The 11,909-nt window shown below is 53.4% G+C and carries 13 protein-coding genes; 9 read left to right on the top strand and 4 right to left on the bottom strand.

Going from position 1 to position 11,909, the window contains the following annotated elements; translation table 11 throughout:
* The first annotated feature begins 196 nt into the window (after positions 1–196).
* The 7 genes from P1S59_02170 to P1S59_02140 all read left to right on the top strand — a co-directional run bounded on the left by P1S59_02170 (position 197) and on the right by P1S59_02140 (position 6,513).
* Positions 197–1,204 carry a BamA/TamA family outer membrane protein gene (locus tag P1S59_02170; protein ID MDF1525064.1) on the top strand — a complete coding sequence of 336 codons (1,008 nt, stop codon included), beginning with the start codon at positions 197–199 and terminating at the stop codon, positions 1,202–1,204.
* 491 nt (positions 1,205–1,695) lie between these two features.
* Positions 1,696–2,277 carry a hypothetical protein gene (locus P1S59_02165; GenBank protein ID MDF1525063.1) on the top strand — a complete coding sequence of 194 codons (582 nt, stop codon included), beginning with the start codon at positions 1,696–1,698 and terminating at the stop codon, positions 2,275–2,277.
* A gap of 51 nt (positions 2,278–2,328) precedes the next feature.
* Positions 2,329–2,799 (top strand): hypothetical protein, encoded by a 471-nt coding sequence (locus P1S59_02160; protein ID MDF1525062.1) that lies wholly within the window; start codon positions 2,329–2,331, stop codon positions 2,797–2,799.
* Positions 2,800–3,061: 262 nt separating this feature from the next.
* Positions 3,062–3,871 carry a hypothetical protein gene (locus P1S59_02155; GenBank protein MDF1525061.1) on the top strand — a complete coding sequence of 270 codons (810 nt, stop codon included), beginning with the start codon at positions 3,062–3,064 and terminating at the stop codon, positions 3,869–3,871.
* Positions 3,872–4,071: 200 nt separating this feature from the next.
* The gene (locus P1S59_02150; protein ID MDF1525060.1) at positions 4,072–5,178 is read left to right on the top strand and encodes an aldo/keto reductase; all 1,107 of its coding nucleotides are present in this window, start codon (positions 4,072–4,074) and stop codon (positions 5,176–5,178) included.
* 306 nt (positions 5,179–5,484) lie between these two features.
* Positions 5,485–5,865 (top strand): hypothetical protein, encoded by a 381-nt coding sequence (locus tag P1S59_02145; GenBank protein ID MDF1525059.1) that lies wholly within the window; start codon positions 5,485–5,487, stop codon positions 5,863–5,865.
* 222 nt (positions 5,866–6,087) lie between these two features.
* Complete coding sequence (locus tag P1S59_02140; GenBank protein ID MDF1525058.1) at positions 6,088–6,513, top strand: DUF296 domain-containing protein; 426 nt, start codon at positions 6,088–6,090, stop codon at positions 6,511–6,513.
* Between the two features lie 96 nt (positions 6,514–6,609).
* Here the strand turns inward: P1S59_02140 and P1S59_02135 are convergent, their stop codons facing one another.
* From P1S59_02135 to P1S59_02120, 4 genes are all read right to left on the bottom strand, one after another.
* Positions 6,610–6,948: a cupin domain-containing protein gene (locus P1S59_02135; protein MDF1525057.1), complete on the bottom strand. Its 339-nt coding sequence runs from the start codon at positions 6,946–6,948 to the stop codon at positions 6,610–6,612.
* Between the two features lie 188 nt (positions 6,949–7,136).
* On the bottom strand, positions 7,137–8,630 hold the full coding sequence (locus tag P1S59_02130; protein ID MDF1525056.1) for a radical SAM protein: 1,494 nt from the start codon (positions 8,628–8,630) through the stop codon (positions 7,137–7,139).
* A gap of 455 nt (positions 8,631–9,085) precedes the next feature.
* Positions 9,086–9,286 (bottom strand): tautomerase family protein, encoded by a 201-nt coding sequence (locus P1S59_02125; GenBank protein MDF1525055.1) that lies wholly within the window; start codon positions 9,284–9,286, stop codon positions 9,086–9,088.
* A gap of 103 nt (positions 9,287–9,389) precedes the next feature.
* The gene (locus P1S59_02120; protein ID MDF1525054.1) at positions 9,390–9,599 is read right to left on the bottom strand and encodes an alkylphosphonate utilization protein; all 210 of its coding nucleotides are present in this window, start codon (positions 9,597–9,599) and stop codon (positions 9,390–9,392) included.
* A gap of 334 nt (positions 9,600–9,933) precedes the next feature.
* On the opposite strand from P1S59_02120, the gene P1S59_02115 reads away from it, so the two are divergent.
* Positions 9,934–11,049: a DUF2183 domain-containing protein gene (locus P1S59_02115; GenBank protein MDF1525053.1), complete on the top strand. Its 1,116-nt coding sequence runs from the start codon at positions 9,934–9,936 to the stop codon at positions 11,047–11,049.
* 113 nt (positions 11,050–11,162) lie between these two features.
* Positions 11,163–11,906 (top strand): thioesterase, encoded by a 744-nt coding sequence (locus tag P1S59_02110; GenBank protein MDF1525052.1) that lies wholly within the window; start codon positions 11,163–11,165, stop codon positions 11,904–11,906.
* Positions 11,907–11,909: the final 3 nt, after the last annotated feature.

Raw genomic sequence — 11,909 nt, 5'->3', positions numbered from 1 at the left:
TAGTATTCCGCACAAGGGAACGACACAGCAACGCAGACAGAACGGAAAAGAACCTCGTGAATAGGCCGGGCTAGCAGGCGGTGCGTAATCAAGGGGGACGAAGGTAATCGCAAGGCCAATCGTTTTGACAGGGGTGTTCCTGTTCACTGTCCTGCTGGCGTATCCTGGATCGGGGTTTAGTGCTGATAACACCGGAATGGAACAGGAGCTCGGGGAGTATGGGGAGCTTGCCCCTCTTCGGGAGGGCATCGGTGTGTCCCTGTCGCCCATTGTCGCCTACGAGCCGACATTTGGAATGATCTATGGTGGAGCCGTCTTCCTGGAACGTGAACTGCCCCCCCGATACAATTTCGAGACCATTCTGGCTTTTTCCACGGAGGGTGAATACAGTGTCGTGTTGAACCTGAAAAAATGGGTCACAGAAGACACCTATTTTCATCTGGAGCTGGATGTTGATGATTTTACCAGGCCCTACTACGGCGAAGGGATGGACTCCGATCCTTCAAAGAGGATAGATCTTGAAGGGACCGTTCACCAGGCCAGATATTTTCTAAAGTTTGTTGACAAAAACAAGATCTCCTTTGGACCGTTTCTGGAGTACAGGGGCACAATTCCAGGGGATGTCATTGGAAACGACCTGGCTCCGCCCGAGTACAGGGAGGCAACCCTCGATCTGGGTATGTGCCTGTTTTACGATTCCAGGGACAGTGAGCTCAGCCCGGCGTCAGGTACTTTTCACAACCTGACGATCAGGTATGTTTTTGACTACCTGTCCACCTTTCAGGGCAGCGACACCTTCTTCCAGGCTGACGTGGATAGCCGTGTCTACTACTCGCCAGCACCCGGGACGGTGTTAGCGGGGAGAGTGCATCTGGCAGGGTCGTGGGGTGAGCCCAGCTATCAGTACCGGTATTGGCTGGGAGGGCCCTACGAGTTGAGAGGGTTTTCCGCGAACCGGTTCAGGGGTGACAGTATGTACGTTGTGCAAGGGGAGGTTCGCCAGAGCCTGTTCGGGATCTTCAGTGGGGCAGCTTTCGCCGAAGTGGGAGAGGCGACCGATCACTCTTTCCAGTCCCCGGAAACATCCTATGGTGGTGGGTTGCGTATGACTCTCCCACCCGACCATATAGGCAAGGTGCGCCTTGACTTCGCGTGGGCGAAGGATGAGCATTCGATCTACTTTGTATTTGGGGGAGCGTTTTAAGAGCAGTACCCAGGAGCCAGCACCCAGGAGCCGTGCGGTTTGCATGGTGCGGAAAGGCACGAGCCAGGCAAAAACCCGTATCCAGGTATCTATGTTTCCAGGTAAAACTTCAATCAACCCCATTCCGCATATCACGCCTTAGGCGTGCTGATCCGAAATCCAGTTCGCTCTGTCATCGCGAACCGTTGCCCATGTGAAGCGATCTCGGTTTACACAAAAGAGATTAAAGTTTTAACGCAGAGGGCCGCCAGGGCAGCCAATTGGAAGACTGCATCGCAAAGGATCGCTGTTAAAAATATAAATCCCGGAGAAAGGTCAGGTACACTAAAAGCGATCGGAGCCTACTCATAGAAGAGTACACAGGGTTTCACGGGGTTAACCCTGAGTCTTGGGTCTGTCGGTTTGTTCGGCTTGTTCCTAGTGCGGACTTTCGCCGTCAGGCATACTGCGCATCTGGATTGGTATCCCGAGGGCAGCCTCGGATAATTATTTTGCTTTGGCGTGAATGGGAGATCGAGGATGAAAGGAAAAACCTTTTTACTGTTTATTTTCTCGGGGACATCGGCCAGTTGGTATCGCGGTTTGGCGGAGGAGTAAGGGTGGCTTCCCTTGGCAGTACCTCCTTCAGCACCAGCGACTCCGGTGAGGGTGGGGACGGAGGGTCGTTCACCTACTCGGGATCCTATTCGGCCAGCTGGGATGAGACTTCATATAACACATCCACAGTTCAATCACTGAGCTTTAACGATTTCGCCGATTCGGCAGGTGCATATATTTACTATAGTGAAAGGCCGGGCGGAATAGACCTGGTCGCCTTAAGTGAACCGAGGGCGGCATCTCTCGCCATTTCAGACCCATTCGCGTTGGAATCTCTGCAGGCAGGGCGCGGATCAATATACCGATCTTCCTCGTTAACTATAACCACAGACGGAATCCCGTACTCTGTACCCACCATCCTCCCGTTGGTGGATATCGGTCCGGGAATGACCAGGCCCGTTGGCCGCCCAATTAGCCGCAGCTCAGCCTACTATTTAAACTATGGCGATCTCTTTATTCGTCAGGGAGACGCCTAGCCAACCACCCGTCAGGAGGAGAGGCTCCAGTCCGGATTTGTCTCCAGCAGCATGAGTGACGCCTTTGATTCAACAGTTGGCGCCACCTCCTTCGAAGATACGATCTCAGCAGATTACGCCATGGATTACTTTTACAGTTACAGTAATACCACTGTTAACCGATATACTCAGGCCCTGATGAATTTTAGTCAAAATCACGCCTGGGACCTTTCAACGGCCACCTTCATTTCCTCAGGAACTTATTGTGCGGAAGGGGATGTTAAGGTTTATGTGTACGGATGCGTGGATTTCGATGTTTCACTGACCTGGTACCGAGATGCCCTGGATGCGCCTTCTTACTGCCGAGGCACCAGCAACCCAGTTAACTGTTACGGCTGGCCGGATGACGGATCGGTCACGCTGACGGCCGATGGCGCTTCGGCCTCCTTTGCCTATACCCCCACCGGCGGAACCTTCGCCTTCGATGCCGGGGACGACTCTGCTGTTTTTGAGACGAACCTCGTACCACTAGGGGCAGATTAGCCTTCGAAGGGTCACGATCTTCCCCGTTTTTAAACAGGGGAAAATAAGGAAGAACTAATAGACAGCCGCCTTTATTCAGGCGGCTGTCTTGTATAGGAAAGACAGTGCGGAATGCGTTGAGGAAAACCTGGAACTTGGAATCTTAAATCTTAAACCTTGATAGAGTCGCAAAAAGTCCAATCCGGGACTTTTCGCTTCACGGATCACGGTTCACTGCTTCCACCTGTTGAAGTAACAATCGAAAACCATTACAATTACCTTTATGCGAATTTTTCCGGCTCTCCTTCTTCTTGCTGTACTCTTCTGCCCGGATATCGGTTTTGCTGCCGAACCTCCTGCCCTGCCCGGCTCCTTCGGGTCGAACCCTGCCTTGGCCATGGTGGCAGAGCCCAAAACCTGGTCTCCGGACAACATATACGAACACGTTAACGGCGAAGCGGAGCTGTTAAAGCGTTACGGGGCCCTCCTTCTTGTCTACGCCTCCTATGAGACCGAAGAGGGAGCCTACCTGTCTGTGGATATCCTGGACATGGGTGTCCCTGTGAACGCATTCGGGCTCTACAGTCTTTACGCCGGATGTGACGGTGATGAGTACAGCGCTTCCGGGGCCACGGTCCTTTCCGGGGGTTTTACCTCCTACGCCATGTTGGGACGGTACTTCATGAGGATCGATTTCGAGACTGATGGAGAAGATAGTAAGGGGGAGCTCCTTGTCGGGGATTTCCTGCTGGAGCTTTCAAGGGGTCTACCTGCACCGGAGCCGCTGCCCGCAACCGTCTCACGTTTAAAAAAACTGGCCAGAAAGCCCTGCGAGGTCAGTTACCACCCGGAGCATGTGGACTATGATCTTGAGGCGGGGCCGGGGTACACCTGGATCGGCCCGGACGGTGGGGTCTGTTTTTTACATTTCCTTCCATCTGGCTCTGATGCCGAGGACCATGCTGCAAGCTTGAGGAAACAAGACGTACCTACCGTCCTGATACTGGGCAGCGCGGTGAGTTGGACCAGGGCAGGCACTCAGAAAGCCGCCGCCTACCTAAAGGAGGTTCTAAGGAAGGTGGGGGAACGGTAAAGGGCAGCTATCAGCTGCCCTTGATCTTAAATCTCAAAAGAAGGAACTGATTCTCCCAGAAGTTATAGGAATATTTATATTAAACAGAATAGCGAGGATTATAGCAAAAATTGGCACTCTTAATTCATCCTTACTATTCTACGTTCATTTCTTTTAGCCTTTCTGAAATCTGAGATCTCAGATTGTCATAGGAGTAACCCATGCTCTTGAAACGCCGCGATCTTCTCAAAGGCACAATAGCATCCCTTGCCGCCGGCCTCATTCCGGGACAAGCCCTCGCGGCTCAGCCCCGGGAAATGCCGATGAGGGTTCTGGGCAGGACCGGACTTGCGGTATCGGTCCTGGGATATGGAGCGATGCAGTGTTCGGATCCCGTTGCCATTCGCCACGGTCTTGATGGGGGGATCAACTATATCGACACGGCAGGCTGCTATATGGGAGGTCGGAACGAGAAGATCGTGGGACAAGCCATTTCAGGCATCAGAGATCGTTTGGTCATCGCCACCAAGGTTCATATCTCCAGAGAGGAGCGGATGAGAAGTTCGGTGGACCGCAGCCTGGCTTCTCTGGGAGTGGAGAGGGTGGACCTCATGCAGCTTCACGGCATGTCCTCCAGGAGCCAGATCATCCGGAAGGATGTCCAGCAGATCATGCAGGCTATGAAGGACGATGGCAAATTCCGGTTTACAGCCGTTACTACACATAGCAATCAGGTGGAGGTTCTAAAGGCGGTGATGGAGGATGGGTTCTATGATGCCGTTCTGGTGGCGGTCAACTTCCGTTCTCCGCCTGACCTTTTCGAGGCTATCGAAGAGGCGGCGGCTGCGGGGGTGGGTATCGTCGCCATGAAAACCCAGAACGGCGGATACCGGAACGGTTCTGTGCCAGAGTTTACACCCCACCAGGCTGCCCTGCGCTTCGTAGTGGAAAAGCCGGGGGTTCATATCGCGGTTCCTGGAATGTTAAGTCAAAAGATGGTGAACGAAAATCTGGCTGCCATCATGGGAAAGGGGGGACTCACTGACCTCCTTCGGCTCGATGCCTACAGAACGGAGCTTGAGGGGAGGGCCTGTTCTTTCTGCTCAGAGTGTATTAACCAGTGCCGGTACGGCACTGGAGGCCTGGACGCCGTCCGTATCGCTATGTATTCAGAGGGATACCGGGACCAGCGCCTCGCCGCGGAAAGGGCCGTGGATGCAGTCTCGGCGGTAAAGAATTGTGCCGACTGCGAGGGGTGCACAGTGGATTGCAGTCAGGGGATCGATATCAAGGCCGCGGCCAAACGAGCCTCACTTTTTTTAACCTGAGCTGACGTCTCAAATCCAACAGGGATGAAGGGGATAAAGGGGATAAGGAAAAATCCCATTAAAAGCGACAAAGGCGTCTCTCGCAAAGACGCAGGGAACGCAGAGAAATTTAAGAATTCTGGGAAATGAAACTGCACCCCGTCTTCCTGTGATAATATCGATTTTATGGTTGTACTCAAGATAGTATCAGTGCTGTTTGTCATTCTCGCTTTGGCCTTTTTTGAAGCATATCTAACCCAAAGGGATTCCTTAAAGGCCGCAGATAATGGTGTCCTGGCGTATGGATTTTATTTAAAGGTGGTCAGTTTGATTCTGACCACAGGGTTCCTGTGGGGAGGATACATCGTTAACTCCACAATCCCAAACCGGTCCACAAATACCCTGCTGCTGGCGACCTTCCTGTTTTTCACTCTTGTGTGCTTTGCTCTCCTTTTGGAGACTTTCTTCGTACGTATTCGTTACAGCGTATGGGGGCTATTAACTTCTTCCCCCTGGAGACCCTCCAGGGAGGTGCCGTGGCACTCTATTACAAGTTGTAGATGGTGTGGATCATACGAGTGGCATGTTCTGGAAACCAGGGGATATGGGAAGGTCAGGCTCCACTCTTACCTTGCCGGTTTGCCGGAGTTTTTCAGTATGCTCGAAGAGAAAAGACCGGAGCTGTTCGGAGAGGATGAACCCACCTGACTGTTGTGGCCCTTGGACCTCGGTAATCGAAACCCTTGTCGGCTGCTTTATCCGTCGAAACCCACCGGTCGCCCGGAAGCGCACTATGCACGCCTTGACCCTTCAATTTCACATGGGTATTCTGTTTTCCCCTGAAGCTTGCGAGGGGCAGGTGCACGGTTCGCAGAGCGGTGCCAGGACCACAGGAGTGGATTTGAACAACGACCAGGAGGAGTCAGGAAATTGCGCGCAGATCATGGAAGGATATTCATGGGCAGGCTTCCCTTTGAAGGTGACCTTCTCGGTTCACTGACAACGGTTTGCCTGAATGAGAACATCCAGTTCGGGTGGTTGTCGGTGATAGGGGCTGTGTCCTCCGGTGTCCTGGGATATTACAGACAGGATGAACGGGAATACATGGAATGCTTCAGCCTGGAAAAAGGTCTCGAGATCGTCTCCTGTACGGGCAGCGTTTCCCTCAGGGACGGCGAAGTCTTTTTACATGCGCACGCTACCCTGGCTGATGAACAGGGCCGCTGTTATGGCGGACACCTGATGCCCGGCACGAGGATCTTTGCCGCGGAATACTACATCATTGAACTGCCAGGCGAACCTCTCAGGCGCGAGTTTGATGCTGAAACCGGCCTCGCAATGTGGCCGGTAAAATAGAGCTATCGTCAGGAGGTTTGAGGATAATTTTGTTGTTGGACCCGGATTCCGTGATGGTTTAGACCCCTCACTAACCACGAATCACCATTCACCGTGTTAAAGCATTTTGCTCGGCCCCTCCTGCCTGGGCACCTTTACCACGAGGACACGCAGGGTCACATCACCTTCATTGTACCAGCAGTGAGCAATGTTCGCCGGGCTGTCTATGAGCGTATCCGGACCCACCTCCACCTTTTCATCGCCAACTTCTACGGTCCCCCGGCCCTCGAGGACGAAAAATATCGCATCCACAGGAGTGATGTGCTTTTTAAGCTGTTGACCCGGCTCCAGGGTGAGGACGACAGCCTGGGCGTGCTCGGTGTCGTACAATTTCCGTGCGTCAACTCCGTGAGGGTTCGGGTGAACTGGTGCGTCCGCTACTTTAGTGATCTTCATTGCTGTGCCTCCTTTATTGTCAATTAATACGCTTGTTGCTGATCTCCTCATTTTCGATTCAATTATAGGTGGAGGGCAGCCGGATAGATATGACCCAGGTCAACAAAAGGAAAGGAAGAGCCGACGAAAGGTGGCGAGAGGCAACTGAACTATGTACTTTTTATAATACACGGCTCCTCCTCTGATACCTATGTTCCCTCACTTTCCAATCTAATTCGCGCCTTTTCCATGGCCTGATGGATATCAGAATGCCGCTGTTTTGAGTCAGGGCTGAAAGCAAAAGACCCGCTTTTGGAAAAGAGTTTTAACGCCTGCAGATAGAAACGGTTCTGCCGGTGCCACCGCGCGTTGATGCGCCTTGCGTAAAGAAAGACCGCCGTGCGCATGAACTTTAATTTTAACAGGTTAACCAGACTTCGTGGCCAGGAGTAAAATCGCCAGTGTGACCGCACCTGTTCATTCTGGAGCTGTGGGGGGCTGATCAGCCTGGGGGCGAACACGACATGGTGCCCGTCGTATAGGCTCCAGTCGGTGAGGAGGATCCGGTCTTCCCGGGTTAAGCGCTCCAGCTGTTCGGTTCCCGGGAAGGGTGTCAGGATGAGAAACTGGGCAGTGGTGATGGGTGTTCTCATGGCGAACTGCAGCGTTGCGTCGAAGTCTAAAGGTCCTTCGGAGTCCAGGCCGTATATGAACATTCCGTGGACATTGATGTGGGCCTTGCGAAAGGCCCTGACAGCGCCAGCCATTTCATCCACCGACTGGGACTTGTTGGTCTTGGTGAGGGCTTCCTGGTTCACTGATTCGAACCCGATAAAAACGGTCCTGCATCCGGCCCGGTGCATGAGCTTCAGGAGCTCCGTGTCACGGGCGGTTTCCAGCCTCACCTGGGTGCTCCAGTCCATGTCCAGATCAGCTTCGATGATGAGTCTGCAGATCTCCCGGGCATGGGTTTTGTCCGCGGTGAAGTTGTCGTCATAGATAAAGGCCAACCTGCCCAGGCGGCGGTATTCTGCAAGTTCCCTGACGATCTTTTCCGGGCTGCGCTTGCGCAGTTTCTGGCCGAACATTTCGGTGACCGAACAAAAATCGCAGTTGTAGGGACACCCTCTGGTTGTCTGGATGGGGATGACCCTGCTGGCCAGGGAGTTCATTTTTTTGTAGCCATGGATCAGGGAAAGATCGGGTGGAGGAAGGTCGTCCAGATCTACCAGTTTTTCGGGAAGAGGGTTATGGACTGTTCGGCCGTTTATTTGCCAGGAAAGGCCTGGCACCTGGGAAATGTCGTGATCACCCTCAAAAGACTGAGCCAGCGCCAGGATCGGAACTTCGCCCTCACCCCGGACCACCATGTCTGCGTGTTCGAGCCCTTCATCCGGCAAAAAAGAAACGTGTGGGCCCCCCAGAACAACGGGGATCCCGGCCTTGCGGATCTCGTCGGCCATAGCGTAGGCTCTGGGAGCCGTGGATGTGATGGTTGAAATGCCCACGAGATCAGCCTTGAGCAACTGGTCAAAATCGATTTCGTCCACCTCTTCCACAAACACCTGGACATCCCACCCCTTTTGGTGAAGCAGGGTGGCCAGAAGCACTCCCCCCAGTCGCGGAAGGGCGTAAAGGGAAAAAATATGGGGGTTCGGGGGTTTCGGTTCGAGGAAAGCAGCCCGCAAAGGCTTTGAGATCATGTCAAGTCTCCGTTCACATAGTCAGGGAGTGTGATCCGGTAATTTCAGGAAACAGTAAGCTTTTGGAAAGTGTAGCAGCGACAGGTGCGTCCTGCCGGTAAGGTTGCTATTTGAGTAGTGCGTAACGAACGGCCGGAGATACCGGCCGTCCGGTAACGTCTTACCCTCAGAACCCTACATTTAATTTCTATTGTCTGTTAGACAGTGTCTGGGGCAAGCGTTACAATTAAAGTATAGCAAAAAAAAAGGAGAAAGGAGGGAGTGGAAAAGGAAAAGGTGACCTTGATCCGGTGCCTGGACCTGGAATCAGAGCTTGAATTTCGATCTTATTTCCTGAAAGTGCTGACGTATAAGAGCATTCCAGGACAAGGACAAGGACCTTGCCGAAAGGTAGAAAAAAGCCCTCCCTTGTAATTCGTTACTTGCTACCGGTTACTGTGGGAGGCAACGAGTCGTCAGTCCCTCCTGGCAAGGATCTCAGTGAGCAGCTCTCCACCCACACCGATGTTGTCGTGTGGGTTCTCGTGGATATAGACGGTAAAGGCAGGCGCGCCGAGCCCGGTGACCCTGACGGCGGCATCCGTCAACTCCCGGATAAGCTCCCTCTTCTTTTCCAGGGTCATCTTATTCCCCGCTTCAAAAATGATCACCGGCATGATCTCCTCCTTTGGAAATGTGGGAAGTGGGACCTGGTGCCTGAAACTTAACCTCGTGGCTTGAGTGTTTTCCAAGGGCTATGATCAGGACCAGGACTCTTCATCAGACTTTTTTACAAAATTCGGTCTTCAGGACGACAGTGCTTTTCCCGCTGCCGCACTCGATCTCCCCGCTTTTGGAAGTGAGGCGGATGTTCTTAAACACCTGTCCCCTCTTGAGGGTGGTGGAAGAACCCTTAACCTTCAGGTCCTTGATCACCTGAACCGAATCTCCATCGTTGAGAATGTTTCCGTTGCTGTCTTTTACTTCCATTGTTGCCTCCCAAAAATAGTGTCCAGGGTATAGGGTCTGAGATCTGAATTTTACAGAAACCCCAACAACTGGGCCATGCCGAATATAATGACGATGGGTGCCAGGATCTTCAGTTTCGGTCCCCACACAACCCGCTACGCTTCCCCCTTAAAGGGGTCCTTTGGCGGGTTGTATCGGCCGGTCGCCATGAGCCAGGCGAACACCCCGCCAATGATGGGAATCAGGCCTTCCGGATTGATCGCCATGGATCGTTCCTTTCCCAGGTAAAGATTTCCCTGTATGGGATTATGAAATGTAGCATATCTGAGGGGATGACTGATATAAGCTAAAGTTGATGAAAAGATCCGAACATTTATTTCGTGTGCTGCCCATTGCGGTGTTGCTGTCCGCGGTTTTTGCCCTGGGCCTCTTTCCCATGCTTTCGCCGGCCGGGGCATCAGACCTCAAGGCTGACGAAGAGGTCATTTTTTTTCCCACCGCCGCTTACTTGAACCCCGAAAGCAATCGTTGGGTCATCCCTGTCCACGGATGGGTGTTCGAGCCCGAGGAGGACTCCATCTGGAGGTCCGTCTTTGTGGAGACGCTCCTCCAATGGCTGGAACTTCGACCGGACTGGGTCGATGATGAGATATTCCGCAGCAGGGCAAGAATGTTCCTCGTGGACAATGAGCGCGGAAAGACCTATGACCTTCGATCTGCCGGCCTCGCTTTCACGACCCTCTCGTCGGGGCCGGAAGGCCATTTCGGGCAGACAGTGGAGATAGACCGGGACAGAACGGCCAGGCATCAGGAAGGAAGCTGGCTTCCTTTTGAGGTCGTTTCGAGAATATCAGGCGGCAGGAAGCGAGAGGGACGGGTTCAGTTGATCCCTCCCAGGGGCCTGTCGGTGATATCGGATCTTGACGACACGATCAAGATAAGCGGGGTCCTGGATAAGGAAGAGCTTTTGGAAAACACTTTCCTGAAAGAGTTTCAATCGGTTCCGGGGATGCCGGAAGTCTACCAAAGCTGGGCCAAAGAGGGGGCGGTCTTCCACTACGTGTCCGCCTCTCCCTGGCAGCTTTACCCTCCTCTCGCGGACTTCATGTCCAGCGAAGGGTTCCCCCCCGGCAGCTTTACCCTGAGGAGCTTCAGGATAAAGGACCGGACCTTTTTCAACCTCTTCGCCTCACCGGAGGAGACCAAGATCCCAATCATCGAATCCATATTGTCCCATTATCCCGGCAGGCGGTTCATCCTGGTAGGGGATTCGGGCGAAAAGGACCCCGAGGTCTACGGCCAGATCGCAAGGTCCCACTCTGACCAGGTTGTCCGAATTTTCATCAGGAACGTTCAGGACAGCGACATGTCAAAGAAACGGCTGGAGCGAGCTTTCAGAGATGTTGGGCCAGACCGCTGGAAGGTTTTCAAGGATGCCGGGGAACTGCGGGGAGTCATGATCGAGGAATGAACGCTCCTGGCATCTGTTCATGTTCCGACCCCACGCACTTCCCTTTCAAGACCCCGGATCCCCTAACTCCCAAACCTTTATGCTATATTCATTTCCGGCAAGGGAGGAACCTCATGGAGAAAATTTACTCTCAGGTTTACACTGTTCGCAACTATGAGTTGGGTCCCTACCAGGCGGCCCACGTGCGGACATTGCTGGACTACCTTGGGGAGACGGCCGACTCCCACATGCGGGAGCTGGGAGTGTCAATCCAGGACCTGCTGGAAAAGGACCTTCTCTGGGTTCTGGTAGGCTATCGTTTAAAGGTAAGCAGGTATCCTCAAGCAGGTGAAAAGGTCACCGTCAACACCTGGTACCCGGGCCGTCAGAAACGGTTTTACCTGCGGGATTTTGAAGTTCTGGATGCTGATGGGGGCCCCATTGCCGCTGCGACGACATCCTGGGCGCTCATTGACGCGGTGAAGAGACGCCCTGTAACCAACGATAAGGCTCTCCCGGACCTTCCTGTCCTGGACAGAAGGGCTATCGAAGAGGGTATCGAGCACATTCCACCCGCGGACTCACCCCGCAGGGGTGACCCCTTCACTGTCCCTTCCAGCTGCCTGGACATGTACAGGCACGTCAACCACGTGTTCTACATCCAGTGGGCACTGGATTCTGTTTTGCCGGGGATCGAGAAGGGGGTCCTCCCTTTCTCCATTGAGGCTGTTTTCAAAGGGGAGACCATCGCGGGGGACCAGCTGGTTGTTGCCCTTCAGTCCACCAAAAAAGAGGGTACCTGGCTGCACTCCATAATCAGGGAGTGTGACGATACAGAGTTGACCCGGCTGAGGACGAAATGGGGGAAAGATAATTAGAAG

Source organism: bacterium (assembly GCA_029210965.1).
Classification (GTDB): domain Bacteria; phylum BMS3Abin14; class BMS3Abin14; order BMS3Abin14; family BMS3Abin14; genus JALHUC01.
The sequence above is the reverse complement of the archived record's forward strand: the minus strand, read 5'-3'. Positions and strand labels throughout refer to the sequence as shown.